Origin of the sequence: Arthrobacter sp. 754, assembly GCF_040548695.1 — a bacterium.
In the GTDB taxonomy this organism is placed as follows: domain Bacteria; phylum Actinomycetota; class Actinomycetes; order Actinomycetales; family Micrococcaceae; genus Arthrobacter.
This window is the reverse complement of the sequence record NZ_JBEPSC010000008.1, coordinates 156,358-182,459: the sequence shown is the minus strand read 5'-3', so window position 1 is coordinate 182,459 and position 26,102 is coordinate 156,358. Positions and strand designations below refer to the sequence as shown.

29 protein-coding genes and 1 riboswitch are annotated in these 26,102 nt (G+C 67.2%); of the genes, 13 read left to right on the top strand and 16 right to left on the bottom strand.

The annotated features are described in order from the left end of the window. The first annotated feature begins 56 nt into the window (after positions 1 to 56). Positions 57 to 464 (top strand): VOC family protein, encoded by a 408-nt coding sequence (locus ABIA70_RS20565; RefSeq protein ID WP_354149435.1) that lies wholly within the window; start codon positions 57 to 59, stop codon positions 462 to 464. Here ABIA70_RS20565 and ABIA70_RS20560 read toward each other — a convergent pair. The 3 genes from ABIA70_RS20560 to ABIA70_RS20550 form a co-directional block, all read right to left on the bottom strand. After that, on the bottom strand, positions 461 to 862 hold the full coding sequence (locus ABIA70_RS20560) for a YccF domain-containing protein (protein ID WP_354149434.1): 402 nt from the start codon (positions 860 to 862) through the stop codon (positions 461 to 463). The genes ABIA70_RS20565 and ABIA70_RS20560 overlap by 4 nt on opposite strands. Positions 863 to 929: 67 nt before the next feature. Then, positions 930 to 1,529 (bottom strand): phosphoribosylanthranilate isomerase, encoded by a 600-nt coding sequence (locus ABIA70_RS20555; RefSeq protein ID WP_354149433.1) that lies wholly within the window; start codon positions 1,527 to 1,529, stop codon positions 930 to 932. 86 nt (positions 1,530 to 1,615) lie between these two features. Further along, a complete protein-coding gene (locus ABIA70_RS20550) occupies positions 1,616 to 2,056 on the bottom strand; it encodes a phosphotransferase (RefSeq protein WP_354149432.1) in 441 nt (146 codons plus the stop codon). 60 nt (positions 2,057 to 2,116) lie between these two features. On the opposite strand from ABIA70_RS20550, the gene ABIA70_RS20545 reads away from it, so the two are divergent. From ABIA70_RS20545 to ABIA70_RS20515, 7 genes are all read left to right on the top strand, one after another. Then, on the top strand, positions 2,117 to 2,755 hold the full coding sequence (locus ABIA70_RS20545) for a HutD/Ves family protein (protein WP_354149431.1): 639 nt from the start codon (positions 2,117 to 2,119) through the stop codon (positions 2,753 to 2,755). 66 nt (positions 2,756 to 2,821) lie between these two features. Further along, positions 2,822 to 3,349: a ferritin gene (locus ABIA70_RS20540; protein ID WP_354149430.1), complete on the top strand. Its 528-nt coding sequence runs from the start codon at positions 2,822 to 2,824 to the stop codon at positions 3,347 to 3,349. Between the two features lie 88 nt (positions 3,350 to 3,437). After that, positions 3,438 to 3,503, top strand: a riboswitch (guanidine-III (ykkC-III) riboswitch). 9 nt (positions 3,504 to 3,512) lie between these two features. Next, the gene (locus ABIA70_RS20535; RefSeq protein WP_354149429.1) at positions 3,513 to 3,836 is read left to right on the top strand and encodes a DMT family transporter; all 324 of its coding nucleotides are present in this window, start codon (positions 3,513 to 3,515) and stop codon (positions 3,834 to 3,836) included. Continuing rightward, a complete protein-coding gene (locus tag ABIA70_RS20530) occupies positions 3,836 to 4,198 on the top strand; it encodes a DMT family transporter (RefSeq protein WP_354149428.1) in 363 nt (120 codons plus the stop codon). The genes ABIA70_RS20535 and ABIA70_RS20530 overlap by 1 nt, the downstream gene beginning before the upstream one ends. A gap of 9 nt (positions 4,199 to 4,207) precedes the next feature. Further along, on the top strand, positions 4,208 to 4,834 hold the full coding sequence (locus tag ABIA70_RS20525; RefSeq protein ID WP_354149427.1) for a nucleoside/nucleotide kinase family protein: 627 nt from the start codon (positions 4,208 to 4,210) through the stop codon (positions 4,832 to 4,834). A gap of 28 nt (positions 4,835 to 4,862) precedes the next feature. Continuing rightward, positions 4,863 to 5,858, top strand: coding sequence for an aldo/keto reductase (locus tag ABIA70_RS20520; RefSeq protein ID WP_354149426.1), 996 nt, complete (start codon positions 4,863 to 4,865; stop codon positions 5,856 to 5,858). Between the two features lie 10 nt (positions 5,859 to 5,868). After that, complete coding sequence (locus tag ABIA70_RS20515; protein ID WP_354149425.1) at positions 5,869 to 6,519, top strand: MBL fold metallo-hydrolase; 651 nt, start codon at positions 5,869 to 5,871, stop codon at positions 6,517 to 6,519. Positions 6,520 to 6,630: 111 nt separating this feature from the next. On the opposite strand, the gene ABIA70_RS20510 is transcribed toward ABIA70_RS20515, so the two are convergent. Next, complete coding sequence (locus ABIA70_RS20510) at positions 6,631 to 8,574, bottom strand: DEAD/DEAH box helicase (RefSeq protein WP_354149424.1); 1,944 nt, start codon at positions 8,572 to 8,574, stop codon at positions 6,631 to 6,633. Positions 8,575 to 8,966: 392 nt separating this feature from the next. Between ABIA70_RS20510 and ABIA70_RS20505 the strand changes: the two genes are divergently transcribed. Both ABIA70_RS20505 and ABIA70_RS20500 read left to right on the top strand, forming a co-directional pair. After that, on the top strand, positions 8,967 to 9,698 hold the full coding sequence (locus ABIA70_RS20505; RefSeq protein ID WP_354149423.1) for a class I SAM-dependent methyltransferase: 732 nt from the start codon (positions 8,967 to 8,969) through the stop codon (positions 9,696 to 9,698). A 44-nt stretch (positions 9,699 to 9,742) separates the two neighbouring features. Continuing rightward, positions 9,743 to 10,342, top strand: a complete 600-nt coding sequence (locus ABIA70_RS20500; protein ID WP_354149422.1) for a dihydrofolate reductase family protein — start codon at positions 9,743 to 9,745, stop codon at positions 10,340 to 10,342. Positions 10,343 to 10,356: 14 nt separating this feature from the next. Here ABIA70_RS20500 and ABIA70_RS20495 read toward each other — a convergent pair whose 3' ends face one another. The 10 genes from ABIA70_RS20495 to ABIA70_RS20450 form a co-directional block, all read right to left on the bottom strand. Continuing rightward, positions 10,357 to 11,727, bottom strand: coding sequence for an MFS transporter (locus tag ABIA70_RS20495; protein WP_502917240.1), 1,371 nt, complete (start codon positions 11,725 to 11,727; stop codon positions 10,357 to 10,359). 2 nt (positions 11,728 to 11,729) lie between these two features. Continuing rightward, the gene (locus ABIA70_RS20490; protein ID WP_354149420.1) at positions 11,730 to 12,635 is read right to left on the bottom strand and encodes an alpha/beta hydrolase; all 906 of its coding nucleotides are present in this window, start codon (positions 12,633 to 12,635) and stop codon (positions 11,730 to 11,732) included. Next, on the bottom strand, positions 12,632 to 13,309 hold the full coding sequence (locus ABIA70_RS20485) for a TetR/AcrR family transcriptional regulator (protein ID WP_354149419.1): 678 nt from the start codon (positions 13,307 to 13,309) through the stop codon (positions 12,632 to 12,634). The genes ABIA70_RS20490 and ABIA70_RS20485 overlap by 4 nt, the downstream gene beginning before the upstream one ends. Further along, entirely contained in the window at positions 13,306 to 14,910 is a 1,605-nt protein-coding gene (locus ABIA70_RS20480; RefSeq protein ID WP_354149418.1) for a class I adenylate-forming enzyme family protein, read from the bottom strand. The genes ABIA70_RS20485 and ABIA70_RS20480 overlap by 4 nt, the downstream gene beginning before the upstream one ends. After that, positions 14,907 to 15,965 (bottom strand): branched-chain amino acid ABC transporter permease, encoded by a 1,059-nt coding sequence (locus ABIA70_RS20475; RefSeq protein WP_354149486.1) that lies wholly within the window; start codon positions 15,963 to 15,965, stop codon positions 14,907 to 14,909. The genes ABIA70_RS20480 and ABIA70_RS20475 overlap by 4 nt, the downstream gene beginning before the upstream one ends. A 119-nt stretch (positions 15,966 to 16,084) precedes the next feature. Continuing rightward, a complete protein-coding gene (locus ABIA70_RS20470) occupies positions 16,085 to 16,960 on the bottom strand; it encodes a branched-chain amino acid ABC transporter permease (protein WP_354149417.1) in 876 nt (291 codons plus the stop codon). Further along, positions 16,957 to 17,736: an ABC transporter ATP-binding protein gene (locus ABIA70_RS20465; RefSeq protein ID WP_354149416.1), complete on the bottom strand. Its 780-nt coding sequence runs from the start codon at positions 17,734 to 17,736 to the stop codon at positions 16,957 to 16,959. Before ABIA70_RS20465 ends, ABIA70_RS20470 begins: the two co-directional genes overlap by 4 nt. Continuing rightward, the gene (locus ABIA70_RS20460) at positions 17,733 to 18,497 is read right to left on the bottom strand and encodes an ABC transporter ATP-binding protein (protein ID WP_354149415.1); all 765 of its coding nucleotides are present in this window, start codon (positions 18,495 to 18,497) and stop codon (positions 17,733 to 17,735) included. The genes ABIA70_RS20465 and ABIA70_RS20460 overlap by 4 nt, the downstream gene beginning before the upstream one ends. Positions 18,498 to 18,510: 13 nt before the next feature. Next, on the bottom strand, positions 18,511 to 19,716 hold the full coding sequence (locus ABIA70_RS20455; protein WP_354149414.1) for a substrate-binding domain-containing protein: 1,206 nt from the start codon (positions 19,714 to 19,716) through the stop codon (positions 18,511 to 18,513). A 272-nt stretch (positions 19,717 to 19,988) separates the two neighbouring features. After that, on the bottom strand, positions 19,989 to 21,194 hold the full coding sequence (locus ABIA70_RS20450) for an MFS transporter (RefSeq protein WP_354149485.1): 1,206 nt from the start codon (positions 21,192 to 21,194) through the stop codon (positions 19,989 to 19,991). 289 nt (positions 21,195 to 21,483) lie between these two features. Here ABIA70_RS20450 and ABIA70_RS20445 point away from each other — a divergent pair, with 289 nt between their 5' ends. Then, entirely contained in the window at positions 21,484 to 21,876 is a 393-nt protein-coding gene (locus ABIA70_RS20445) for a hypothetical protein (RefSeq protein ID WP_354149413.1), read from the top strand. Positions 21,877 to 21,955: 79 nt separating this feature from the next. Then, positions 21,956 to 22,879: a tRNA (guanosine(46)-N7)-methyltransferase TrmB gene (gene trmB / locus ABIA70_RS20440; protein ID WP_354149412.1), complete on the top strand. Its 924-nt coding sequence runs from the start codon at positions 21,956 to 21,958 to the stop codon at positions 22,877 to 22,879. 29 nt (positions 22,880 to 22,908) lie between these two features. Here trmB and ABIA70_RS20435 read toward each other — a convergent pair whose 3' ends face one another. Continuing rightward, positions 22,909 to 23,355 (bottom strand): hypothetical protein, encoded by a 447-nt coding sequence (locus ABIA70_RS20435; protein ID WP_354149411.1) that lies wholly within the window; start codon positions 23,353 to 23,355, stop codon positions 22,909 to 22,911. A 72-nt stretch (positions 23,356 to 23,427) separates the two neighbouring features. Continuing rightward, positions 23,428 to 25,008 (bottom strand): fimbrial protein, encoded by a 1,581-nt coding sequence (locus ABIA70_RS20430; protein ID WP_354149410.1) that lies wholly within the window; start codon positions 25,006 to 25,008, stop codon positions 23,428 to 23,430. Positions 25,009 to 25,256: 248 nt separating this feature from the next. On the opposite strand from ABIA70_RS20430, the gene ABIA70_RS20425 reads away from it, so the two are divergent. Next, the gene (locus tag ABIA70_RS20425) at positions 25,257 to 26,075 is read left to right on the top strand and encodes a DUF1206 domain-containing protein (RefSeq protein ID WP_354149484.1); all 819 of its coding nucleotides are present in this window, start codon (positions 25,257 to 25,259) and stop codon (positions 26,073 to 26,075) included. Positions 26,076 to 26,102: the final 27 nt, after the last annotated feature.

Here is a 26,102-nt window from a genome sequence, read left to right as displayed (position 1 = left end):
CCGCCGAGCGTTCGCGGAGTCTTTACGGCCGCGGCAGCCGGTGCCAGACTGCTCGGATGAGCCTGCGCATCCAATCCCTCTGTATCGACTCCACCGACCCCAAGATCCCCGCCGACTTCTGGGAAAAGGCCCTTGGCTGGCGCCGGACGTACGAGGCGGACTACGAAATCGTGCTGGAACCGCCGGCAGGCAGCCCGGCCGAGGGCGTGAGCCCGGACCTCCTGTTCCTGAAGGTGCCGGAGCGGAAAGAGCTCAAGAACAGGCTGCACCTGGACCTCCGCCCGGAAGACCAGGAGGTGGAGGTCCGGCGGCTGGAGAGACTGGGCGCCTCCCGCATCTCCGTCGGCCAGGGACCGGAGGTGACGTGGGTGGTGATGGCGGACCCCGACGGCAACGAGTTCTGCATCCTGCGGGCGTTGCAGGCGGACGAGCAGGCGCAGGCAGACGGGCAGGCGGCCGGCTAGCGGTAGCTGGCGATAAACGGCCTGTCGGTGGGGACGATCTGCTTGCCCAGCGGCATCAGGCTCACCGGGATGAGCTTGAGGTTGGCGATGGCCAGCGGGATCCCGATGATGGTGATGGCCATGGCGAACGCCGTCACCACGTGGCCGATGGCAATCCAGATGCCCGCGACGAGCAGCCAGATGACGTTCCCGAGCAGCGAGAACACGCCTGTCCCGCCCGGCTTGTCCACCACCATGCGCCCGAACGGCCACAGCGTGTAGGCGGCGATCCGGAACGATGCTATGCCCCAGGGAATCGTGACGATCAGGAGGCAGCAGATGATGCCGGCCATGAAATAGCCCAGCGCGAGCCAGAAACCGCCGAAAACCAGCCAGATGATGTTGAGCAATGTCTTCATCTGTCCATTGTGCCCTGCGGGGTCTGACAAAAACGTAGGGGTGTGCCCTGATTCGCCCCTGAAACTGTCAGCCCTTGGCGGCTTTGACGAAAGCCCGGACCTTGTTCAGGTCCTTGACTCCCCGGGAAGCCTCGACGCCGGAGGAGACATCCACTCCCCACGCTCCGGCAGCTGCGGCGGCCGAGGCAACGTTTTCCGGATTCAGTCCCCCGGCCAGCAGCCACTTGCGGTCCTGAAGCTCGGTCACGTCCACCATGGAGGCGTAGTCCCAGGTTTCTCCGGATCCCGGCACGGCGGCATCAATTAGGAGGATTTCCTCGCCCCAGTCGTCGAATGCGTCCGCCGTCGCTGCCATGGTGACTGCCCTGACCAGCTTCATGCCGGCGTCGTGAACTGTTGTGACGTCTTCCGGGGTGAGGTCCCCGTGCAGCTGGATCCACTCCAGGCCGGCGGCGCGGGCAATCGCCAGGGCGTCGGCGACGGGTTCGTGCCGGAACACTCCCACGGCCGCCACCCTTTCGGGGACGTCCGCCAGCAGCCGGGCCACCTGCGACGGCGAGACCGCCCGCGGGCTGGCCGTGAGGACAAAACCGACGGCGTCCGCACCGGCGTCGACGGCCTCCCGGACAGATTCGGGCGTACTGAGACCACAGACTTTGACGAACATTCCCGGCTCCTTCAGGCTGACTTTGTGTTGTCCCCCCGGAGGAGATTAGCAGGCACACGGCCCCGGCGCCTCTGCGGTCCGTGCCGTCAGCGGCCGGACAGCGTACGGTCCACCATTTCCCGCCCGGACTGTTCGAAAGCTGTGTCGCCCAGCTGGTGGGCCCACACCACCGTGCCGACCGCCTGGTTCAGGTTCTCCAGGCCCCAAAGGTCAGCTTCGGCCGGGCCCACCGTCCTGCCCAAACTTGCGTAGAAAGCCTCGGCCAGGTCCGGCCGGTGGACGAACTGCTGGTGCGTGAGGCGGACGAGGTCGTGCACCCACGGGCGTTTCTCGGCGCGGCCGAAGTCGATCACCTTGATCTGCCCGTTCTCCTGCAGCCAGTTCCTGGGCTGGTAATCGCCGTGCGTGGCCACCATCGGCACTGTGCCCGGATTCAGGCCATTCAACTCGCGGGAGAGGCGCTTGAGGTCCGTCTCCGTCAGCAGCCCGTGGGCCCGGTCCATCCACGCGCGGGTCTTGGTGGCCACCCAGCATGCCACGCCCGGCTGCGAGCCCCTTGGGGTCCGGCAACAAACTAGGCTGGTCGGATGGAGATCATCCGCTTTGCAGAGCTCAAGAACGAACCGTGGCGCAACGGCGGCGGGGTGACCCGGGAGCTGGCAAGCCACCCCAAGGCCGCCTCGGCGCAGGACGGCGCCTGGGATTGGCGCGTCAGCATCGCCGACGTCACCAAGGCCGGGGACTTCTCCGTGTTCCCGGGGATGGAGCGCGTACTGACTGTGATCGACGGCGAACTGCTCCTGCTGACCGTGGACGGCGAAGAACACCCCCTCGAAAAGTACCGTCCCTTCAGGTTCTCCGGAGAAGCGGAAAGCCACGGCGCACTTCCCACCGGGGACGTCCGCAACCTGAACGTCGTCACCCGGAGCGACTCCTACAAGGGCTTCACGTCCATCATCGAGCTCTCCAAAAAGCGCGCGCACCCCGTGTTCGAGGGCCAGCTGGCCGTGCTGCTGCAGGGCCAGGCAACCGTCAGCCCAGGTGCCGCGGAGGATGCCGAGGGCGGGATGGAAGCCGGACCTGACGCCGAAACCGAAGCAGCCCCGGCACCCGAACCGGAGGCACTGGGCCGCTACGACGCCGTCGTCGGTTCCAATGTCCGTTCCCCCGAAATCCTGGGCCGCGGCTTCCTGGCCGTGGTGTCGATCGACCGCGTGGCAGGGTAGCCCCGCCTGCATTATCCGAGCCTTTCCACACTGGCCACCGCCGCGTGCCGACCCTAAACTCGGGCTATGACCACCTCCTTTAATGCGCTTCTGTCCACCCAGATCGGCAACGAGTTCGCGGCTTCGCAGCAGTACATTGCCGTGGCCACCTGGTTCGCCAACCAGGACCTCCCGCAGCTGGCCCGCTACTTCTACCGGCAGTCGGTGGAGGAACGGAACCACGCCATGATGATGGTGCAGTACATGCTGGACCGGGACATTCCGTTCACCATCCCGGGCGTCCCCACCGTCCGCAACGACTTCTCCACGGTCACCGAACCGCTCGCTCTTGCCCTGCAGCAGGAGAAGGATGTCACCCGCGACATCGAGTCCCTCTTCCGTGCGGCCCGCGGCGAGGACGACGCCCTGGGCGAGCAGTTCATCCTGTGGTTCCTCAAGGAGCAGGTGGAGGAGGTTGCCTCCATGACAACCCTGCTGAACATCGCCGAACGCGCCGACAACCTGTTCGACATCGAGAACTTCATCGCCCGCGAAACCATCGGCGACGGCGGCCGCGACAGCTCGGCCCCCGCGGCAGCAGGCGGCGCCCTCTAAGTGCAACGCGGGGTCACTTTTGGCCCTTCGGAGGCCTCATATCGGGCGTTTAGTGACCCCGCGTTGCATGGCCTTGCTAGGCTTGGATCCAAGGCTCCCCAACGGGGCCTCCGGACGACGGTTCAGTACCCGGCACGCGACAAGACTGGCCAAAGGATCTGTCATGTCGTGGTTAATCCTCATTCTTTCCGGAGCGCTTGAAGCCGTCTGGGCCGCTGCGCTGCACCGGACCTTCCAGGCCAAGGGCCCACGCCGCATTGCGCCCGCGCTCCTCTTCCTCGTCTCTGTCCTCGCCAGCATGGCCGGCCTCGCCGTGGCTATGCTGTCCATCCCCACCGGAACCGCCTACGCCGTGTGGGTGGGTGTAGGCGTCGTGTTGACGTCGGCCTACGCGATCATCACCAAAGCGGAACGCCCGACGACGGCGCGCCTGCTCCTGCTCACCGGCATCGCCGCGTGCGTGGTGGGCCTGAAGGTGGTGGCGTGATGAATCCACGTTCCGTTGCCTGGCTGTTGCTGCTGGCTTCCGCCGTACTGGAAGCCGTGTGGGCCACCGCCCTCGGCCTTTCCGACGGCTTCACCCGCCCGCTGCCCACCGTCGTCTTTGCCGTGACGGCCACGCTTAGCATGATCGGCTTGGGCCTGGCCATCCGCAGTATCCCCCTCGGCACCGCGTACGCCGTGTGGGTGGGGATCGGCGCGGCCCTGACGGTGGGCTGGGCGATGGCCACCGGCGTCGAACCCTTCAGCGTCCTGAAGGTGCTGTTCATCGCCGGGATCGTGGGCTGCGCGGCGGGTCTGAAAGCCCTGCCTGCCGCTGCGAAGGCGAGGGAGGACCAGCCGGTTTAGGCTTTTCCAATGGACTCCCCCGAGATCTCCCAAGCCGTCGCTGCCCTGCGCCTCAGACTGGACGGCGGCCAGCGGACACTGCTGGGCGTCACGGGATCGCCCGGCTCCGGGAAATCCACCTTCGCCTCGTGGCTCCAGCAGCAGTTCGGGCCGGCGCAGGCGGTGGTTGTGCCGATGGACGGCTTCCACCTGGGCAACGCGATCATCGACGGCACACCGCTGCGGCAGCGCAAAGGTGCCATGGACACGTTCGACGTCGGCGGGTACCTGTCGCTGCTGCAGCGGCTGGTGCGGCGGGACGAGGCAGTGGTCTACGCCCCCGAGTTCCGGCGCACCTTGGACGAGCCCGTGGCCGCGTCCATTGCAATCCCGGCATCCGTGCCGCTGGTGATCACCGAAGGCAACTACCTGCTGGCCGAGCCGCCGCAGTGGAAGGACGTCCGGGCACAGCTGGACGAGGTCTGGTTCATTGACACGCCTCCTGCGCTGCGGCTTGCCCGTTTGGTGGACCGGCATGTGGAATTCGGCATGGACCGCGCCGCGGCGGAGGCCTGGGCCACGGGTCCGGACGAGGCCAACGCCGTGCTGATCGAAGCCACGCGCCGGAGTGCGGACCGGGTCATCCCTTGGCACTAAACACATTCCCTACGAACGGAGCACACCCATGACTGCACCACTGGTACACCTCGGCGACGGCCTGAAAGTCAGCCCCCTCGGCTTCGGCGGGATGGCACTGACGCCTGTGTATGGCGAGGTTGACCCCGGCGAGGCCCTGAAAACCCTGCACCATGCCGTGGATGCCGGCGTCAGCTTTATCGACACCGCGGACATCTACGGTGGTGGCAGCAACGAGGAACTCATCGGGAAGCTGCTCAAGGAGCGCCGGGGTGAGATCCAGCTGGCCACCAAGTTCTCCCTGGTCGGCACTCCGACGGCAGGCTACACGGACATCCGCGGGGACGCGGCCTATGTCCGGCAGGCCGTGGACGCCAGCCTGACGCGGCTGGGCACGGACGTGATCGACCTTTACTACATGCACCGCCGTGACCTCCGCGTTCCGATTGTGGAAACCGTGGAGGCCATAGCGGGGCTGGTGCAGCAGGGCAAGGTCAAACACCTTGGCCTGTCCGAGGTGACAGCGGCGGAACTGGCCGAAGCCCATGCCGTGCACCCGATCGCCGCAGTCCAGAGCGAATGGTCCATCTGGAGCCGCGACGTGGAACGTAACGTTGTTCCTGCCGCGGCCGGACTGGGCGTGGGTTTTGTGCCGTATTCGCCGCTGGGCCGGGGATTCCTCACCGGCACCGTTGACGCTTCCAGCCTCGGAGCCAATGACTTCCGACGCCGGATCCCCCGTTTCGCCGACGCCGCCGCTGACGCCAACCAGGGTGTGGTGGCCGCCATCGCGTCGGTGGCGGCCGAGCTGGGCGCGACTCCCGCGCAGGTGGCACTGGCCTGGCTGTTGGCACAGGGAAGGCGGCTGGGCCTGCCCGTGGTCCCCATCCCCGGCACGCGCAAAACGCACCGGATCGACGAAAACCTGGGCGCACTGTCCCTGGACCTGACCCCGGCGCAACTCAACGCGCTGGACCGGGCCGCGGACGCCGTCGTCGGCTCCCGCTCTGCTGATCCGAACTGGGTGTCGGAGGGCCGTGAATAAACTGGTCCGCATGGACACGCTCATTCACAACTTACAGGACATCTCCATCCGCCGGATCTCGGTCAGCGAGATGGACAACAACGTTTATCTGCTGACCGCCAAGGAGTCCGGCGCGCAGCTGCTGATCGATGCCGCGGACGACCTTCCGGCCATCCAGGCGCTGCTGCAGGACGCCGCCGCGGACACCGCGGCAACGCCCAAACTGGAACTGATTGCCACCACGCACCAGCACTGGGACCACGTCCGCGCGCTGCCTGCCCTGGTGGAGGCAACAGGGGTGCGGACAGCGGCCGGGACGGATGACGCCCCGGAGCTGCCGGTGAAGGTGGATGTTCTGCTGGACCACGGGGACGCCGTCACCCTGGACGGCTTCGGGCTGACGGCCGTGCACCTGCGCGGCCACACCCCCGGCTCCGTGGCTTTGGTGTACCAGGACCCGGACGGGCCTGCCCACATCTTCTCCGGGGACTCACTCTTCCCCGGCGGCGTGGGCAACACCCAGAAGGATCCCGGGCGGTTCGACCGGCTGATCACCGATGTCAGCGAGCGGCTGTTTGACGTCTACCCGGATGACACCGTGGTGCACCCGGGCCATGGCCAGCCGACAACCCTCGGCGCGGAACGCCCGCACCTTCAGGAGTGGCGCGCCCGCGGCTGGTAAAGCGTCCGGCTAATAACCGGCGAGACCCCACCTCAACCACCTGTGGTCAAGCTGGGGCCACGACCGCCGGGTTCCCTGACCGAGCTTGCGAGGTTAGGGAGCGGTTGGGGATTAGCGGCTGCGGCGTTCGTTCGATGCCGGAGCTGACGCGCGGCGGGGGCCGGCGCTGCGTGCCGGACGGCCTTCGCTGGAACGGCCACCGCCGCCGTTGCCTGCGTAGGAACCACCCGAGGTACCGCCGGTGTTGGAGGACCAGACTGCTTTGTTGCCACCGGCTGCGCCGGCGCCTGCGGAGCGCTGGCCACCCGTACCGGAGCCACCCGTGCGGGCACCGCCGGTCCTGGCACCTGCACCTGCTGCGGCACGCTGGCCGGTTGCCGGGCGTCCGCCGCGCTGTCCGCCGGAGGTAGCCGGGCGACCGGTTCCGCCGCGGGGAGCGTCGCTGCGGGTTACGCGGGAATCAGTGCGTCCATCCGCTGCACGTCCGTCTGAACCGCGGCCAGCCGCTGCACGGCCACCTGCCGCGGGGACGTCGTTGCGGTGCGTTGCGGCTGCAGGGCCGCGTCCGCGGGCGTTGCGTCGTGCAGCGGCTGCTGCAATGGCGCGGTCCTCGTTCTGCTCTGCAACGCGGTCGAATGCTGCCCGGGCTTCGGTGCGGCCTTCGAAGGCTGCTGCCCGGCGCTCGGCGCGCGGAACGTCGGTGCGGGGGGCTTCGGCTGAAACCCGTCCGCGTCCGCCACGTCCGCCACGGCCACCCGCGGTGGGTGCGGCCTGGGTGGTGCGGCGGGCGCGCTTGCGCTCGGCGTTGGCACCGGTGGAGGTGCCGCCGCCCTGCTGTGCTGCCTTTTTGGCCAGCAGTGCTGCGCGGGTGCGGGGATCGATCTTGTCGGCCATTTCGCCGACGAGTTCTGCAACCAGCGGGGAGTTGGCGGTGACGCGCTCGAAGTTGACCTCGACGCCGGCGGCCTTCATGAGCTTCTTGACGTCGCTCTGCTGCTCCGGGAGGGTCAGCGTGACAACGGTGCCGTCCGAACCGGCGCGGGCCGTACGGCCTGAGCGGTGCAGGTAGGCCTTGTGTTCGGTGGGCGGGTCAACGTGGATGACCAGTTCGACGTCGTCCACATGGACGCCGCGGGCTGCGACGTCGGTGGCAACCAGGACGCGTACGTCACCTGAGGAGAACTCGGCCAGGTTGCGGTCACGGGCGTTCTGCGAGAGGTTGCCGTGCAGATCGACGGCGGGGATGCCGGCGTCGGTCAGGGTCTTGGCCAGCTTGCGGGCGTGGTGCTTGGTGCGCATGAAGAGCATCCGGCGGCCGGCGCCCGAGGCGAGCTCGACGATCAGCTGCTTTTTGACGGTCTGGTCGTTGACCACCAGCACGTGGTGTTCCATGGTGGTCACCGCGGCCTGCGGGTCGTCCACGGAGTGGGTCAGCGGGTTGGACAGGTAGCGCTGGACGATCTTGTCCACGCCGTTGTCCAGGGTGGCGGAGAAGAGCAGTCGCTGGCCCTGGCTGGGGGTCATGTCCATGAGCTTCTTGACCACCGGCAGGAAGCCGAGGTCGGCCATATGGTCGGCCTCGTCCAGGACAGTGATCTCCACGGCCTCAAGGGTCAGGATGCGCTGGCGGATCAGGTCCTCCAGGCGTCCCGGGCAGGCGATGACGATGTCGACGCCGGCGCGGAGGGCCTTTTCCTGGCGGGCCTGGGAGATGCCGCCGTAGATCACCGTGGTGGTCAGGCCCATGGCCTTGGCCAGCGGCTCAATGGTGGCGTTGATCTGGGTGGCCAGCTCACGGGTCGGTGCGAGGACCAGGCCCATGGGGCGGCCGGGCTTGCGGAAGTGCTTGGCTTCCCGCTCAGCGAGTCGTGCTACAAGCGGGATGGCGAAAGCAATGGTCTTACCGGAACCGGTGCGGCCGCGGCCCAGGACGTCGCGTCCTGCCAGGGTGTCCGGGAGGGTCTTGACCTGGATGGGGAACGGCTCGGTGATCCCCTGTGCGGTGAGGGAATCGGCAAGTTCTTTGGGCGTGCCGAGGGCAGCGAAAGTAGTCATGTAGGTAAAGGTCTTTCAGGCGGTATCCATGCGGATATCGGCCCCCGACGCCGGTTGGCTCAGGGGTTTCGCCGAAGAAAAGTCAGGTGATCAACCGGCCAGCTGCCATTTGTACAAAACGGCGGCCGGGACCAAATAGAACGCGTTCATCGACGCAGGATGTGCCTCTCACATGAAAAAATCCCACTCCCTGGCCGCGGAATCCGAGGAATCCAGCAGGGGAACCGGTTGATGAACCGGAACAAAAGTGGGCATCACTGCACATCAAGTTCCACCAGTCTATCAGCAGCGGACGGTCCGGCCGTCCACTGCTGCCGCCCGACGCGGCCGGACCCCCGCCAAGTAAGCACCGGCCGTTGCCTTCGCGGGCCCGGGAGGGGCACCCTTGAGGCATGACGCAACAGGGTGCGGACCACCACCACTCAACGAACGACGGCGCCACCGGGCTTGAGGATAAAGCGGAGCAAAGTTCCGCCGAAGCCTGGGACGAGCGGTACCGCAGCGCACCGAAACTCTGGAGCGGAAAACCCAACCCCCAGCTGGTGCGTGAAGCTTCCGGGCTTCACCCGGGCAAAGCCCTCGACGTCGGGTGCGGCGAGGGTGCTGACTCCATCTGGCTCGCCCAGCAGGGCTGGACCGTCACCGCCGTCGATGTGTCCGCCGTCGCCCTGGAACGCGCGGCCGCGCACGAAAAGACGGCGCTGGACAGGGAGAGCGTGCACGCGGAGGGTCCCGGTGCCATCCCCAGCCGCATTCACTGGCAGCAGTGTGACCTGGCGGAATGGCAGCCGGAGGAGAAGTACGATCTGGTGTCCTCGCAGTTCCTTCACTCACGGACGATGGCGTGGCAGGAACCTTTGCGCATGGCGGCGTCGGCCGTGAAGCCCGGCGGCACCCTGCTGATTGTGGGCCACCACCCTGACATGCTGCCGCCTTGGGGAAACCAGACGCACACCACGCCGGACATGTTCTACACCCCGGCCCAGCTGGTGCAGGAGCTGGACCTCACCGCTCCGGAGTGGCAGGTGGAGGTCCTCACCACCCGCGATCGGCACGTGTCCGATCCGGACGGACGGGAAGCGGTCATCGGCGACACCGTGCTCCGCGCCACCCGGCTTTCCTGACCAAGGCATCGGCGGGAACCCTCAACCCCCGGAAGGAGACCACCATGGCAAGGCTTGTGGCGGAAATGACGATGTCTCTGGACGGGTTCATTGCCCTGCCGGATGACAGCATCGGCGGACTGTTTGACTGGTACGAGAACGGCCCGGTTGAAGTCCCCACAGCCCGGCCGGACATGACCTGGCACGTCACCGAAGCAAGCGCGGAGCACCTCCGCCGGACCATGTCAGCGGGCGCACTCCTGGTGGGCCGCCGCATCTTCGACATCACCCACGGCTGGGACGGCAACCATCCCATCGGCTGCCCCATCGTGGTGCTCAGCCATTCCGTCCCGGACGGCTGGCCGCGTGACGGCGTCCCTTACACCTTCGTGACGAGCGGTTTCCAGGAAGCGGTGGCGGAGGCAGAAAAGCTCGCCGGGGACAAGGACGTTGGCCTCGCCGGTCCGGATGTCATCCGGCAGGCGCTCGACGCAGGCCTGCTCGCCGAGATCCGCGTGAACCTGGCGCCGTGGTTGCTGGGTTCCGGCATCCGGTTCTTCGACCACCTGCGCAGCGCCCCGGTGAAACTCGAACGGACCCGGGTGATAGAGGGCGACGGCGTCACCCACCTGTACTTCAATGTCCTCCCCCGCCCGGACTACTGATCCTCCGGGCGGGGTCAGCGGGACACCCGCGGCGCCACGGCAACCGCGGCGACGCCCACCACCGCCATCAGTGCGAAGACCCCGGCGAACGCTGCCGCCGTCGTCGTGAATGCCGCGAACACGATCGCCGTCGCGGCGAGTGCCAGTGCACCGCCCAGTGAATCAGATATGGACATCGCCGAACTGTTGAAGCCCTCGTTTTCCTTGGTGGACAGGGCCAGGGTCATGACGCTGAGCCGCGGGTAAAGCAGCCCCATGCCGCCGCCGGCGAAGATCCAGCCGGCGATCGCGACGGCGGCCGGCCAGTGGAATGCCGTTGTCACCAGGGCGAGGATGATGGCGCCCAGGACCAGCACTGAGCCGGTCCTGACTGCAGCCCGGTGCGTCAGCCTGGCGCCCAGGCGGCCCTGGATGGCGGCGGAACCTGCCCAGGCCAGCGCCCCGCCGGTGAGGGTCAGCCCCGCGAACGTCGGCGGAAACGCGTACTCCTCGATCAGCAGGTACGGCAAGTACACCTCGGCGCCGAAGAACGCCGCTCCGGCCAGGCCCCGGGTGAGGATGACGCTCGGGAGGCCGCGGCGGGCCAGCAGGGTTCCGTCTGGGACAAGTGGGCGGACGGCAACGAGTGCAACCACGACGGCGGCCGCGGCGAGTACCGCCGGGGCGGCGGGAAAGAGCGTGACACCCGCGGAGAGGTTCAGCCCCAGCACGGCGAGCGCGGCGAGCGCAGCCCACCCCAGCCGGCCCACCGCCCACGGCGGAACGGCGGCCTCCCTGGCCTGCCCGTCCAGGCCGCGGAGAACCGGGACAATCATCACGACTGCAGGTACCACCAGCCCCACCACGCCCAGGAAGACCCAGTGCCAGCTCAGGAGCTGTGCCACGATGCCTGCCGCGAAGGGGCCCACGAGGGACGGGATCACCCAGGCCGCCGAGAAGGCGGCAAAGATCCCGGGGTGGAGGGCGGCCGGGTAGACGCGGGCCACCACCACGTAGAGCGCCACCGTCAGCGCGCCGCCGCCGAGCCCCTGCACCAGGCGTCCGGTGACCAGCCATGGCATGGACGCTGCCGTGCCCGCGATGAGCAGGCCCAGCACAAACAGGGCCACTGAGGCGTACAGCGGTGCCGCGGGCCCGCGCCGGTCCGACCAGTTTCCGGCCGCCACCATGCCGATCACACCGGTGGCCAGGGGCCCGGCGAACGCCAGCGCATACAGGCCGGCGCCGTCGAGTTCGCGGCTGACCACAGGCATGATGGTGGTCACCGCGAGGGATTCGAATGCGGCCAGGAACACCAGGGCGCACGCGCCGATGGTGACCCACCGGTAGGGCCGCCTCAGGATGGCCGCGGCCGGGTCTGTCACAGGAAGAATGGAATCACGCACTGCTACCGGATGGCCAGCGCTTCCTGCACGCTTTCGGCTACAGCCCGGGCGCCGGCCTCTCCCATGACGATCGTGTAGTGGTTCACGTCGGGCACCTCACGGACCCGGAGGGCCGGAAGCTTCAACGCCCAGGCATCCAGGTAGCCGGGGGTGTAAAGGGCTGCGGGTTCGTTCAGGAGTCCGCGCGGAGCCCGGAGCACCTGGGCGTCCACCGCCAGTTCGTCCAGCGCTTTGAGCAGCGAGGCGCCCCGGTGCAGCTCCGCGGTGTCCTCGGCCATGGCCTGGTAGCGGGTTGCCGGCTTCAGCTCGGGCTCCTCGCCGGTCAGGTCGTAATCAACGTATTCCTCCACGAACGGGCCCCAGTCGCTGCTGAAGGCGGGGTGCTGGCGCCAGAACTGCCGGTACACCTCGCGGCTGGGGAACGTTGAGTTCAGGCGTTCGGCCGCAGGGCCCAACACGGCAGCCACCACGTCCTCGTCCGAAATTCCGGCCGGAACCTGCAGCGGGAGCCCGCCATCCACCAGGACCAGGGCGCGGACGCGTTCCGGAAACAGGTTGGCCAGGACCAAGGCCGCGAAGGCGCCCATGGAATGGCCGACCACCACCACCGGCCCAGTCGTGAAGACCGCCAGTACGGCTGCCAGGTCCTGGGCGTGGGTGGGCATGCCATAAGGCCCGGGGAGTCCGTTGCTGCGGCCCCGTCCCCGCAGGTCCGGGGCGATGATCCGCACGCCAGGCAAAGCCTCTGCCAGATGGTGCCACGCCTTGTGGGAGGCCGTCACCCCGTGGACAGCGAGGATGGTGGGCGCACCCGGGTCCTCCGGGCCCCAGAGAGCGGTGTGCAGTTTTCCGCCCCGGACCTCGACGTCGGCCGTGCGGTATGTGGCGTTGCTGGCTTCTGGCGTCATGGGGTTTTCCCTTCCTCGGGCCGGGCGGCGCTGGGCGTGGAGCTTGGGGTGGTGCCGGGCGTGGGCGCCAGGGCCCGCTCGATGAACTGCATCATTTCCTCGAAGACCTCTTCCGGCACGTCGGGCCGCGCTCCGGGGACGGGATCGGTACCTTCCTCATCCCAGAGCACCCAGCGCATGCCGATCAGTTCGCCGATGCCCATCAGGGCCCACGCCGCGACGGTGGGGTCCATCTCCCGGACCTCCCCGCTGAGCTGCGCCGCTTTGAGCCCTTCGATGTAGCCGTTGACGATCCGGGTGTAGTGCAGCCGCAGGGCCCCCGGCGAGACGAACTCGGCCTGCCGGATGATGCGGTAGAGCGCCGGGTGCTGGGCCGTGAAACGGAAGAAGGCCCGGAAACCTGCGCGTTCAGCTTCCAGGCGGGTGCCGGCGCTGCGGGCTGCGTCGGTCATGGCGTGGCGGACCCGCCTGTTGAGGTCCTCCACCACCTCGTCGAAGATGGTCTGCTTGCCGTCGAAGTAGAGGTAGAAGGTACCAAGCCCGACGCCGGCTTCCTCCGTGATCTTCACGATGGAGGCTTCGTGGTAGCCCACCGAGGCGAAGACAGTCTCCGCCGCCTCAAGCAGTTTGGCCCTGGTGCGCGTGCCCCTGGCGGTGCGGGGCACAGCACTCATCTGGTTCCGCCTTCCGCGTGCTGCCGCGGTGCCGGTGCCCGCACGCCAGGATGGCTTCCCGCGAGTTCCTGCCGCAGCCTGGCCCGGAGCACTTTGTTCAGTGCGGTCCGGGGCAGCGATCCCACCATCGCAATCGTGGCGGGAACCTTGAACGGGGACAACTGGGAGGCACAGTGCTGTAGCAACTCCTGCTCGTCGGTGGCCATGCCGGGCCGGACCACCACAAAGGCGTGCCCGGTTTCACCCCAGCGGTGGTCTTCCACTCCGACCACCGCTGCCTGGGCCACCGCAGGGTGGGAGAGCAGGACCGCTTCAACCTCGGCCGGCGCAACGTTTTCGCCGCCGGAAATGTAGATGTCCTTGAGCCGGTCCACTATCCGGATGTAACCGTCGGCGTCACGTTCCACCAGGTCCCCGGTGCGCAGCCAGCCGTCCGCAAGGACGGCGGCTGTGGCGGCGGGGTCGCGGAAGTACCCAGCGAAAACACCCGGGCCGCCCACCAGCAGCTCGCCCATGGCGGCGCCGTCGTACACTTCCCCGGTGACGGGGTCAGCCACCGCAACCGCGACGTGCGGGTACGGCTTGCCGGAGTAACCCACCATGCGCTCGGCATCCTCATTCGCCAGGCACAGGACGTTTGGCGAAGCCTCCGTCAAGCCGTAACCCTGGCTCAGTGCCACTCCCCGGCGGTGCCATATCCGGAGCAGCGGCGCGGGCATCGGAGCCCCGCCCACCACGGCATGCCGCAGGCTTCCCAGTTCGGCCTGGCGGAAATCCGGGTGCTCCGCCAGCATCAGGTAATGAGTGGGGACGCCCATCAGCATGGTCACCCGCCGTTCCGAGATGAGCTGCAGTACGCGGCCCGGTTCGAAGCCGCGCTCCAGGACCACTGTGGCGCCGGTCCACCACGCCAGGAGCGGCTGGATGTTCCACCCGCCCACGTGGAACTGCGGCAGCACGGCCAGAACGACGTCGGTACTGACGATGTCCAGGGTCCGCGACAGCGAAAGATTGGTCCAGAAACAGTTCGCATGGGTCAGTACCGCAGCCTTGCTGGCCCCCTCGGTGCCGGACGTGAAGATCATCAGGAGGGCGTCGTCGTCGCGCACTTCAGTCCTGTGCGCTTCCTGCTTGAACGCCCCCGCACGGAGCACCCGGGAAGGCGCCGGCACGGACTTTTCGACGCCGCCGGGGCCGAGCGCCGCTGTGCGCGGCGGCTGGGGCAGGAGCGAGCATGTCGCGGCGGCCAGGGCGTCCAGATCGCCTTCCACCAGCAGCAGCTGGGCGTCCGCCAGCCCCAGCTGCGCAGACAGTTCACGCGGCGACAGGCGCCAGGACAGCGGTACCAGCACGAGCCCGGCCTTGGCGCAGGCGAAGAACACCACCACATGGTCCGAGCTGTTGCCGGTGAGGGTGGCTATCCGGTCACCGGTGACGTAGCCGGCGGCGTGCAGGCCCGCGGCCAGGCCGGCCGCGCGCCGTTCCAGTTCGCCGTAAGTGAGTGTGCAGCCGCGGTCGTCGATGGCGATCCTGTTGGGGCTGGCGAGGCTGCGGTCCGTTGTCCAGCGGCCCAGGGTGTGCAGTCCGTCAGCGGTGGTCATGCCGCCTCCTCCAGGATCTCGCGGGACTTCTCGGTGCGCCGGCTGCGGCGCTGGGCGAGCCGTTGGGCGGTGCCCGTCAGGCCGCCGGGCAGGAAGAGCACCACGAGGATGAACAGCGTGCCCAGGATGAAAAGCGGTTCCGACAACGGTACGCGCAGGATGTCAGGCAGCGCATCAATGGCATCGGAATTCGCCAGCGTTGTGAGCCGCTGATCGAGAATGGTGTAGAAAACCCCGCCGATGACCGCGCCCCAGCGGGAGCCGACGCCGCCTAGGACCACCATGACCAAAAGGGTGATGGTGAGGTCGGCGGACACGGCCCGGGGCACGGCGCCGCTCTGCAGCAGCAGGAACACCATGCCGATGATGGAGACCAGGACAGCCGAGACCACGAAGATCAGCAGCTTGATGAGGTAGGGCTGCAGGCCAAGAACGCGGACGCGCAATTCGTTCTCGCGGACAGCCGCGGCCACGTGCCCGGCGCGGGAGGACTGCACCCAGGTGACCACGATGAACACGGCCACCAGCACTGCCAGCGCGAGCCAGTAGAGGTTGCGCGTGTTGACGACGCCCACCAGGAAGTCCGGCAGGTTGTCCGTGCGCAGCGTCAGGCCTTCATCTCCGCCGGTGACACCTTCCGGATTGCGGCCAACGATCACCGAACCGGCCTGGGCGAAGGCCAGTGTGACCATGGCGAAAGGGATGCCGCTGACGCGCAGGCTGATGCTGCCCACCACATGCGCCAGCACTATCACCACCAGGAGGGTCAGTCCCATCGCCGGAAGCAGCGGGATGTCCAGGTTCTGCAGGATGATGGCCAGGCCGTAGACCCCTGCGCCGAAGTAAAGAGCGTGGCCGAAGGAAAGCAGGCCGGCCACCCCGAGCAGCAGGTGGTAGGTCAAAGCCGCAGCGGCCATCAGCATGCACATCGCCAGCAGCTGCAGGGACCCGGGAGTGTAGGTGGGGCCGGGCAGCACGCCGGGCAGGGACAGGTTGAGCAGCGGGAGCAGGACCAGCAGGACAATGCCCGCGAGGCCTGCTGCGGCGCCCACCATCCGGCGGCGGGTCAGGCGGGGACGGGCTGGGCCAACCACGGCAGTGGAGCCATGGCTGGTTCCGGGCGCGGCCGCCGTCGTCCGGCTGTCTTCGGTGTCCGTGGCGTCGGTATCGGTGGTCATGAGGTTCTCCCGAGCAGGCCGGAGGGACGGAACAGCAGCACCAGCGCCAGTGCCAGCACCACGACGAAGTCACCGGTGCCGCCGAGGTAGAAGTTGGCGAATTGCTGGAGGACAGCGACGGCGACGGCGGCAATCGCCGCGCCGGTCAGGGAACCGAGCCCGCCGATCACGGTGACGATGAAGGCGAAGATGAGCAGCGACCCGCCCAGCATCGGCGAGACGTAGCCGAAGTAGTGGGAGGCCAGGACTCCGCCCAGTCCCGCCGCGGCGCCGCCGATGGTGAAGACGAGGGTGAAGGCCTTGCGGACGTCGATGCCAAGGGCGGTGACCATGGAGCGGTTTTCGACGCCGGCCCGGATGATCATGCCGTAGCGGGTGTTCTTGAGGAAGAACACCATCGCCAGGAGCACCAGGACAGCCGCGATGATGCAGACAAACCTGTCGTTCGGGACGCGGGCGCCGAGGATTTCGGTGGTGTCCTTGAACCACGCGGGGCCTTGGATGAAGACCGGATCGGTGCCCCAGATGCCGTCGAAGAGGGCAACGGCGGCGAGCGATAGGCCCACCGTGATGAGGACCTGCTCGATGTGCCGCTGGTAGAGCCGGCGGATCAGGACAAACTCGGTGAAGACCGCGAAAAGTGCCCCGGCTACGGCTCCCACCAGCAGGGAGAGCAGGAACGTCCACCAGCTGTCAGAGCCTGTGCGGCGGGCGATTTCCCAACCCGTGAAGGCGCCGAGGGTGAGGAACGCGCCGTGGGCAAAGTTGAGGACGCCCATCAGCCCGTAGATCAGCGACAGTCCGGCGGCCACAAGGAAGTACAGGGCGCCGAGGCCGAGGCCGGTGAAGAGCAGGAGGACGACGGTGCTCACAGGGCCGCGCCTTTCTCTGTCGGGGCGGACGCGGCGTGGGGTGCCGCGTCGTGCGAGGCACCCTCAGCCGAGACGCCCAGCAGCCGCTGCGTCAGCTCGGCGTCGTCAAGGAACCCCAGGGCGCTGCCGGTGTGGACCACCCGTCCACCGGACAGGACAACGGCCCCCGCCGCGAGCTGGCGGACAACGTGGAGGTTCTGCTCCACCAGGAGGATGGGAACTGTTTTGGCTGCTTCGGCGAGTGTTTCGGCCACCTCGGCGACGATCTTCGGGGCCAGGCCCTTGGTGGGTTCGTCCACGAGGAGGATCTTGTTGGTGTTCAGCAGGGCGCGGGCCAGCGACACCATCTGCTGCTGGCCGCCGGAGAGGGTGCCCGCCATCTGGCCGGCACGGGCCAGCAGGTCAGGGAAAAGTTCCTCAACGAGCTGCCGGCGCGGTGCGCCGTCGCGTTCCGCGAGGCGCAGGTTCTCCGCGACCGTGAGCTTGGAGAAGACCTCGCGGTCCTCCGGCACGTACCCCACGCCGCTGCGGATGATCTTGTAGGTCGGTTCCTTTTCCACCCGGACGCCGTCGAGTTCCACGGTGCCGGTGCGGTCGATCAGGCCGATGATGGCCTTGATGGTGCTGGTCTTGCCGACGCCGTTGCGGCCCAGCAGGGCGGTGATTCCGGTTGCCGGAACCGTGAAGGAAACGTTCTCCACTACCTGTTGGCCGGCGATGTGGGCGTTCAATCCCTCGACCCTGAGGATCGGGCGGGCTTCCGCGGCGGCGCTCATACGGGTTCTCCCAGGTAGGCACTTTGTACTGTCGGATCAGCCATGACGGCCCCCGGGCTGTCCAGGGCGAGCAGGCTGCCGTGGTGCATGACCGCCACCCGGTCCACGAGCCCCAGGACCACGTCCATGTGGTGCTCCACCATCATCACGGTGCAGCCGCGGTCGCGGTGCATCCCGCGGATGATCGCGGTCAGGGACGGGACGTCCCCGGACGCGACGCCGGCCATCGGTTCGTCGAGGAGGACGACGGCGGGATCCGTCGCCAGGAGCACGGCGATCTCCACCTTGCGTTTCTCGCCGTGCGAGAGGTCCCCCGCCGCCGTCGTCAGCTGGCCGGTGAGCCCCACCTCCTTGATGGTGCCCAGGGCAATCCGGGTGGCGTCGTCGGAGGCTGAGGGAAAGCGCAGGATGCTGAAGCTGCCGCCGATTTTCGCCTGCGCGGCAAGCCGGACGTTCTCCAGCACACTGAGCCGGGGAAACAGGTTGGAGGTCTGGAAGGTCCGCCCCAGTCCCGCCTTGGCCCTGCGGTGGATCGGCGCGGCCGTGATCTCGCTGCCGTTCAGGGTGATGCTGCCTTCGGTGGGCCGCATCACGCCCGAGATCAGGTTGAACAGGGTGGTCTTGCCGGCGCCGTTGGGGCCGATGACGCCGATCATTTCGCCGGCGGCCACGGCGAAGCTCACATCCTGGAGGATGCGGGCCCCGCCGATCTGCAGGCCGAGGCCGTCCACCGCGAGGGCGGGCAGGGCTGGAGCAACCATTCGCTGGCCTCTTCTACTTCTTTTCGGGCGGTGCGACCTGATCGCCGGCAACCACCTTGACGAGTTCCGGGCTCCAGGCTGCGCCCTTCTGGACGAGTTTGACCTGGTACATGTCCTGGATCAGGGCGTGATCCGAGGCCCGGACAGTTTCCTTGCCCTTGGGGCCGTCGAAGCTGAAGCCTTCAAGTGCCTTGACCATGGCGTCGGCGTCGGAGCCGCCTTCCTTGATGGCCTGGACAATCATCTGGCCGGCAACGAAGCCGTCCGGGGTGAAGAGGTCAGCCTTGGCGCCGGCCTTTTCGACGGCGGCGATCATCTTCTTCTCCACGTCGGTGCCTGAGGCGCCCGGGAAGTAGTGGTTCAGGAAGCTGATCTTGCCCGTGGCCTCTCCGTACGCGCCGAAGGTGGCGGCGTCGCCGAGCCCGGTGACTACCGGAGCGGCGTCGAAAACCCCCTGCTGGCTCAGGGTCTGCCACATGGTGCCGGAGGTTGCCCCGGCCCAGGCCACGAAGGTCATGTCCGGCTTGGCGTCGATGAGCTGGCGGGCGAACGGAGTGAGTTCCTGTCCGTCCGGGACGAGCACGGCCTCCACGGTGGCACCCTTGGCGCCGAGGACGGCCTTGACCGCGGCGACGTTGCCCTGGCCGAAGGCGTTGTCCTGCGCGAACACCACCACCTTCTTGCCCTTGGTGTCGATGAAGGAGCCCGCCGTGGCAACGTCCTGCAGGCTCTGGCGGCCGGAGCGGAACGTGTACTTGTTGATGCCCTGGATGGCGTCGGTGGCGGCGGGGCCGGAGATGTACAGGACCTTGTTCTGGGCCGCCTGTTCGGCAAGCTTCAGTGCGATGCCGGAGACCACGGTGCCGCCGATGATCTTGTAGCCCTTGCCGATCAGGTCCTTCGCTGCTGTCACGGCCTTGTCCGGATCGCCGCCGTCGTCCGCGTACGTCAGGTTGATCTTGGCACCGTTGACAGCGCCGGTCCCGCCCGTCGCGTAATCAATGCCTGCCTGCAGGCCCTCGTAGTAGGTGGCGCCGTAGGCGGCAAGCGGTCCGGTCTTGGAGTAGATGATGCCCACGTCCACCGGTTCCGCGGCGGCGGTGGCACCGGCGCTGCCGGAGCCGGCCGGGGTGGCTGAGCCGGTGGTGGGCGCACAGGCGCTGAGGGCCAGCCCCGTGGCCATGACGGCGGCCAGCAGGAACCTCTTTGTATCCTTCACGGGATGCCTTTCGTTGAAATCCGCGGAATCTGAGCAGGTGGATCTGAAGTAAGAATCTGGAGTAAACCTGAAAGGCGATTCAGGTTACGGCAAATCTATGGCGCAGGTCACACTCTGTCAACGGATTCCGGGCGCGCGATTGCAACGTTCCGGCAACGGATATTTGTCCCCCTCCAACACCACCCAAGCAACGCGGGGTCACTTGACGCCCAATAAACGGCCCTCAGAGGGCTAAAAGTGACCCCGCGTTGCTTGTGGAGGGCGGGGACGGGTCAGCCGCCCACGAACTTCCTGCGGCCCGCGCGGTAACCGAACACGGCAGCCAGAGCGCCGATGCAGAGGAACAGCACGCCTGCCGCCGTGAAGGATCCCGTGGCCTGGTGCAGCAAACCCACCAGCAGTGTGCCCGTGGAGCCCACCCCGTAGCCCACGCCCTGCATCATGCCGGACAAATGCGAGGCCGTGTGCCCGTCGCGGGTCCGCAGCATGATCATGGTCAGCGCCACTGCGGTGAGGCTTCCCTGCCCCAGGCCCAGCAGCCCGGTCCACACCCAGATGAAATCGAGCGGGCCGAAGATGCTCAGCGCGAATCCGCCGCCGGTCATCAGCGCCACCACCGTGTTGATGGCCCTCTGGTCCCAGAGTTTCGCGGCCAGCGCCGGGGCGAACAGGGAACCGAGCATCTGCAGCACGATGCAAACGGACACCATCACGCCCGCGGTGCCTCCGTCGACGCCGCGTTCCCGCAGGATCGGGGCGAGCCAGGCAAACACGCTGAAGGACATCATGGCCTGCAGCATCATGAAGATGGTGACCTGCCAGGCAACGGCGGAGCGCCAGACGCTGACGCCGTCTTTGTCGGTCCTTCGTCGCACAGAGTGCTGGGCGAGGGCCACCGGGAGGAACAGCAAAAGGACGACGACGGCGGGCAGCGCCCAGAACCAGAGCGCCGCCGCCCACTCCCCCGTAGCCGTGTACACCGGGTAGGTGAACCCGGCTCCGAGCGCGGCGGAGGCGCAGATTGCCGTGGTGTACAGCCCGCCCATCAGCCCCAGCCGGTGCGGGAAATCCCGCTTCACCAATCCCGGAAGCAGCACGTTGCACAGGGCCACGGCGGCACCGCAGGCGGCAGTGCCCACCAGCAGCGCCGGCAGGTGCCCCGCCCCCGGCAGCAGCCAGCCAAGGTCTGTGGGCCGCAGCAGCAGGCCGGCGGTAAGCAGAGCCATGGCCGCCAGCAGTATGCGCTCTGCTCCGAAGCGGTTGGCCAGTCCCGGCGCCAGCGGCGCGAACACTCCCAGCAGCGTCACGGGAACGGTGGTGAGCGCCAGCACGGCCCAGCCGGGAAGGCTAGCGCCGGCGGTGACCTCGGGAAGGACAGCGGCGAAACTGGAGAAAACCGTCCGGAGGTTCAGTCCGATCAGCACCAGGCAGAGGCCCAGGTAGGCCAGCGCCCGCCGGCTGCTCGGCTGGGGCGGCACAGTTGTCTCTGCCGCCGCGGATCCGCCGCTGACGGCGTCCTTCTGCAGTTCAGGGGCGTCATTCTCAGGGCGGGTCACGGACCCATTCTGTCAGTCCGTTGCCTTGCGTGGCTTCCGCAGAAGTCTTAGGGAGGTCCTGCAGCGGGGCCGCCAGACGTCATTTCAGGGGCAGCATCATTCTGGTTATCCACATACGCGGGGAAAAGGCTGTTGGCCGGCCCGGCTACGAACCTAGCGTGGGATCAGCACACCGCCACCAGCCGCAAGTGCATTCGACAACGGGAGAACTATGAATGCCGCACCTTTGCACAATCCACCACAACCCGCCCCGGCCGCGCGGAAAGCACACGGCAGCGCGGAAGGCACAGCCAGCCTTACGCTGAGCGTTCTCGCAGCCGCGAGCATGTACTGGACCGCGCCGCTCAGTCTCATAGCGGCGCTTTTCACCAGGCCGGATGAGGGTCCAGGAGATCGGGACTGGGTGGCGCCGCTGGTGCTTTGGAGCTGCCCGGTGCTTTTTGGCCTTGCTGCCATAACTCTCGGCGTGGTGGCCCTCCGGGTCTGCCCGCCCCGCTCAAGGGGCTCGCGGAGAGGCATGGCCGGGTTATCGCTGGCCGGGGCCGAGGCCGCAGTGGGACTGGGTCTCGTGCTGGTCCACGGAGATCCGATGATCCTTTTCTAGCCTTTGTAAGAGGCTGGCCTGCAGAGGGCCGCCGCCATCGGAAGACGTCTCCGGCGGGCCCGCGGGTATTCTGGAAGGGATGAGCGAATCCCCAGAATCCCCCCAGCCTCCGCATGTCCCGCGGCCGGTGACGCCCGGAACCCAGGCGTCGTTCGGCACCTATGGCGGCAGGCCCGTCAGCTTTGTGCGCCGCGGTACCCGTCTGCAGGGACGGCGCCAAACAGCGTGGGAAGAGCACTCGGAACGGTGGGCCCTTGATGTGCCCCGGCACGTTGCCAACACGTCGGTCCACCCGGACTACACGTTCGACGCCGAGGAAGAGTTCGGGCGCAAGGCGCCGCTGATCGTGGAGATCGGGTCGGGGCTGGGCGACGCGATCTGCCACGCCGCCGAACAGAATCCGGACACGGACTTCCTGGCCGTGGAGGTCTACACCCCGGGCCTGGCGAACACCATCATCAAGATCAACAGCCGCGGACTGGGCAACGTGAGGGTTGTGGAGGCCAACGCCCCTGAAGTCCTCGCCACCATGCTCCCGGCCGGATCCGTCAGTGAGCTGTGGGTATTTTTCCCTGATCCATGGCACAAGTCGCGGCACCACAAACGCCGGCTCATCCAGCCGGAGTTCGCCCAGCTCGCGGCACGCGCCCTCAAGCCAGGCGGGCTCTGGCGGATCGCCACCGACTGGTCCAACTACGCCGTCCACGTCCGCGATGTCCTGGCAGAGTCGCCGGACTTCGAGAACCTCCACACCGGCGAACGCCACGGTCCGGAAAGCCCGCTGACCCAGGTGTGGCAATCCGGCGTCGAATCGCTGGTAGGCGGGGCGCCCGTCCGCGAAGGCAGGGCACCGGTCAGTACCGCGCACACCGGACCCAACGAGGGCGTGGACGAGACCGGCGGCTGGGCTCCACGGTTCGAAGGCCGCATCCGCACGAGCTTCGAGGCCAAGGCCCACGAGGCGGGCCGGCTGATTTTCGACCTCTGCTACCGCCGGCGCTAACGGGCTGCCGCGTCAGCGTCAAACGGTTTTCAGGCGACGCTGATGGAAGAGACAATCTCCTTGAGCATCCCAATCCGGGGCTCGATCTCCGGGTTTACGTAGGGCCAGATCACCAGGACGCCGATGAACCGGTTGTTCTCCCAAACGCCCACGGTGGCTGCAATCCGTGCGTCGCCGGCATGGTCGGTATAGCCCACCAGGACGGCGTAGGAGGCTTTGCCGGGAAGGTTGAGTTCACCTTCGGTGAGTTTGGTCCCGCCGCGTTCTTCAATGTAGAACTCGGACATGAGGTGCGCCCAGCCGTTGGCCTGGGGGGCATCCGTGACCGAGGTGTCATCCTTTATCACCGTAACCAGCACCCCTCCCAGCAGGGTGTACTGCTCACTGTTCGGCCCGGCCGTGGAGTCCTCCATGACCTGGGTGTGCTCGGGGAAGTCTGCCGTATATCCCAACGGGGATTCGATGTGCACTGACATGGTTGCTCCTTAGCGGTAAGTCTTGTGGGGTCTGGCTGAGGTGGGGGCGGGCAGCGGTTCCGGCACGGGACCTCAGAGCCTCTCGAGCTTGGTGTCGTTGGCGACCTTCACATACGTTGACAGGTTGGTGGTTGCCTGGTTCTCAGTCTTGAACTCCACTTCGCCGACGCCGCCCTTGAAGCCGGCCGTGTTCGTCGCTGTCACCACGCTGTTGACCTGCACGGTGGCAGAACCCGCCTCATAGAGCTTGGCGGCGTCAGCGGCGGCACCGGTGTCATTTCCGAGCGCCACATTCCGCATGTAGCTGTCGATGACGGCCTTGTTCTCCGCGTTGTACTCTACGTCGATCTTCACACTGCCCTGGGTGCCGACCGTGACCTCAGACTCCATCTTGTAGGGCTTGATGTCGGGGCCTACTGACGCGCCCTGTGCGACGGTGCCGTCCATGGACAGCGAGACCTTCTCGATGTTGCTGTCCTTGTCCAGGCTCACTTCCAGGCCACCCTTGCCCGAGGCCTCAAAGATCCGGCCGTCAAGGTCCAGCTTGCCCTGGGCGGAGACCTCGGCGCTGGCAGTGGCGCTGCCGTCCGACAGGTTCCGCTCATATGCCAGATCAAGCTGCGCGGAGCCGGATACCGGCTCCGATTCGCCCTCCGCCTTGAGGGAAAGCGTTCCCTTTGCCTTGTCCACCTGATCGGTGGAACCGTTATCCTTCGCTGCGTCGTTGATGGTGTCCAGTATGTAGCCCGGCGGGTTGCCCACAACGTCCCGGATCTCCCCGGCGTCGTCCGGCGGAAGGTCCCTGTACATCTGTTCGCGTGCCGCCATGGCCTCTTCAATGCTGCCAAATTCGTACTCGCGGGAAGCTTCCCCTGTGAGCGTGGCCCCCACCGTGCCGGAAGTGTCGTTCACACCGATCCCCAGGTTTCCGTGAACCTTCAGGGTGGCGGACCCGTCAGCATTCTCGACCACAGTGGCGCCTACCTGGGCGCCGCCGTGCAGCCAGGCAACACGGACATCAAGGGAGGCCTTGCTGGTCTCCGTGTAGACGGAAATGTCCTCCGACATGACGTCCTGGAGCCGCTGCTTAGCCTGCTCCTGGGCGGATGCCGGGATGCCGCCGTCCATGTCCATGAGATCCTCAGCGAACGGACCGTCCTCGCCTTCACCTTCGATCAGGTACTGGCGGTCCTCCTCAGACAGGCCGGCCCACCACTTGGCCTGTTCCTCCGGACTGGCCTTGACCATCTCGTTCAGGCCCTGTTCCAGCTCCTCGCGGTGGGCCTGCGCCGCGGCCGCTTTCCGGGCCATTTCTTCAAGCCATGAAACGCCCTTGCTGCCAAGATCCAGGAACTTGCCCAGGACGCTGCCGGACCCGCCGCCGCCGGACTTGTCGGAGGCCTTCTCCTGCTCGTCGGCGTGCTGGAGCAGGAGTTTGGAGTTGTGGCGCAGACTGGACACCACGCGTTCCAGGCTGGGGCGGTGGCTTCCGGTCCAGTCCTGGCGGAACCGTGCGCCGTCGGCCCCTTTCCAGGGTGCGGACTGGATCTGGCTCTGCAGGGAGCTGGCCCGGCTGCTGAGCAGCGAGGCGGCCGTGTCCACAGCCTTGGCCAACTCGCGCAGTTGGCTGGTGTCCGCGCCGTAAAAAGTCATGGTGTCTCCCCCGGAGAATCTTTGGTGTTCAAGGTCTATCGCTGCACACATCGTCGCATGGCGGTGGGCGCCCCGCGATGGGGATCAGTCCCCATGCTCCCAACACTTAGCTCGGTTCAGGCTCCACTCTGTTCGATACGGGCTCCACTCTGTTCGATGTGGGCTTCACGTGGGACGATGAATGCTCGCGCAGTCCCCCAGGCGGCGCGATAGGTACTGGCTCGAAGGAACCCGCCATCAAAAGAGAACTGAAGCAGGCCGCCGATGCGGCGGAGGACATCACCAACTCACGCACCCTGGAGTTGCTGGCGAGGGCGGGTTTCGCGGCCAGCGGCATTCTGCACCTTCTGGTGGGAACCATCGCCATCCGCCTCGCCATGGGCGGCACCGGAAGCGCTGACTTCAGCGGAGCGGTGGCCGAACTTGCCAAGCAGCCTGCCGGTCCTTTCCTCCTGTGGGCAAGCTTCGCGGCGTGCGCGGCACTGGCGATCTGGCAGACCAGCGATGCGATCTTTGATTACAACCGGCTGCCTGCCAAGAAGAAAGCCGGCAAGAAAGCCAAGGCGGCAGCGCAGGCCCTCGTTTTCGCCGGACTGGCCCTGACCTTGGCAAGCTTCGCCATGGGAACGGGATCCGGCGGCGACAACCGGCAATCCGCGAGCGATCTCACCCTCACCGTGATGAAGGCCCCCGGCGGTGTGGCGCTGCTGGTCCTGGTGGGCGTGGGCATCGCGGTCACCGGCGTTATTTACGGGATCAGGGGCATCAGGAAGTCGTTCGAAAAGAACCTGACGATGCCCGCCTCGCCCAACGCCCGCACCGCTGTCACCGTCCTGGGAGTGACCGGCTACGTTGCCAAAGGCGCCGTCCTGCTCCTGACCGGCCTGCTGATCGCCATCGCTACGATAACGGCCCACCCGGAAGAGTCCACCGGCCTGGACGGGGGCCTCCGGGCGCTCCGCGACCAGACCTTCGGACCCTACCTCCTGGCGGCTGTTGGTGCAGGCCTGATCTGCTACGGGCTCTTTATGGTGGTCCGGGCCCGTCTGGCCAAGATGACGCAATAGGGCATCGCCCACCCATCAAAGCCCCAT

Excerpts from the sequence above, each read along its gene's own strand:
- ABIA70_RS20565 (WP_354149435.1), top strand. The coding sequence starts at position 57 with ATGAGCCTGCGCATCCAATCCCTCTGTATCGACTCCACCGACCCCAAG.
- ABIA70_RS20560 (WP_354149434.1), bottom strand. The coding sequence starts at position 862 with ATGAAGACATTGCTCAACATCATCTGGCTGGTTTTCGGCGGTTTCTGG.
- ABIA70_RS20555 (WP_354149433.1), bottom strand. The coding sequence starts at position 1,529 with ATGTTCGTCAAAGTCTGTGGTCTCAGTACGCCCGAATCTGTCCGGGAG.
- ABIA70_RS20545 (WP_354149431.1), top strand. The coding sequence starts at position 2,117 with ATGGAGATCATCCGCTTTGCAGAGCTCAAGAACGAACCGTGGCGCAAC.
- ABIA70_RS20540 (WP_354149430.1), top strand. The coding sequence starts at position 2,822 with ATGACCACCTCCTTTAATGCGCTTCTGTCCACCCAGATCGGCAACGAG.
- ABIA70_RS20535 (WP_354149429.1), top strand. The coding sequence starts at position 3,513 with ATGTCGTGGTTAATCCTCATTCTTTCCGGAGCGCTTGAAGCCGTCTGG.
- ABIA70_RS20530 (WP_354149428.1), top strand. The coding sequence starts at position 3,836 with ATGAATCCACGTTCCGTTGCCTGGCTGTTGCTGCTGGCTTCCGCCGTA.
- ABIA70_RS20525 (WP_354149427.1), top strand. The coding sequence starts at position 4,208 with ATGGACTCCCCCGAGATCTCCCAAGCCGTCGCTGCCCTGCGCCTCAGA.
- ABIA70_RS20520 (WP_354149426.1), top strand. The coding sequence starts at position 4,863 with ATGACTGCACCACTGGTACACCTCGGCGACGGCCTGAAAGTCAGCCCC.
- ABIA70_RS20515 (WP_354149425.1), top strand. The coding sequence starts at position 5,869 with ATGGACACGCTCATTCACAACTTACAGGACATCTCCATCCGCCGGATC.
- ABIA70_RS20510 (WP_354149424.1), bottom strand. The coding sequence starts at position 8,574 with ATGACTACTTTCGCTGCCCTCGGCACGCCCAAAGAACTTGCCGATTCC.
- ABIA70_RS20505 (WP_354149423.1), top strand. The coding sequence starts at position 8,967 with ATGACGCAACAGGGTGCGGACCACCACCACTCAACGAACGACGGCGCC.
- ABIA70_RS20500 (WP_354149422.1), top strand. The coding sequence starts at position 9,743 with ATGGCAAGGCTTGTGGCGGAAATGACGATGTCTCTGGACGGGTTCATT.
- ABIA70_RS20490 (WP_354149420.1), bottom strand. The coding sequence starts at position 12,635 with ATGACGCCAGAAGCCAGCAACGCCACATACCGCACGGCCGACGTCGAG.
- ABIA70_RS20485 (WP_354149419.1), bottom strand. The coding sequence starts at position 13,309 with ATGAGTGCTGTGCCCCGCACCGCCAGGGGCACGCGCACCAGGGCCAAA.
- ABIA70_RS20480 (WP_354149418.1), bottom strand. The coding sequence starts at position 14,910 with ATGACCACCGCTGACGGACTGCACACCCTGGGCCGCTGGACAACGGAC.
- ABIA70_RS20475 (WP_354149486.1), bottom strand. The coding sequence starts at position 15,965 with ATGGTGGGCGCCGCAGCAGGCCTCGCGGGCATTGTCCTGCTGGTCCTG.
- ABIA70_RS20465 (WP_354149416.1), bottom strand. The coding sequence starts at position 17,736 with ATGAGCGCCGCCGCGGAAGCCCGCCCGATCCTCAGGGTCGAGGGATTG.
- ABIA70_RS20460 (WP_354149415.1), bottom strand. The coding sequence starts at position 18,497 with ATGGTTGCTCCAGCCCTGCCCGCCCTCGCGGTGGACGGCCTCGGCCTG.
- ABIA70_RS20445 (WP_354149413.1), top strand. The coding sequence starts at position 21,484 with ATGAATGCCGCACCTTTGCACAATCCACCACAACCCGCCCCGGCCGCG.
- trmB (WP_354149412.1), top strand. The coding sequence starts at position 21,956 with ATGAGCGAATCCCCAGAATCCCCCCAGCCTCCGCATGTCCCGCGGCCG.
- ABIA70_RS20435 (WP_354149411.1), bottom strand. The coding sequence starts at position 23,355 with ATGTCAGTGCACATCGAATCCCCGTTGGGATATACGGCAGACTTCCCC.
- ABIA70_RS20430 (WP_354149410.1), bottom strand. The coding sequence starts at position 25,008 with ATGACTTTTTACGGCGCGGACACCAGCCAACTGCGCGAGTTGGCCAAG.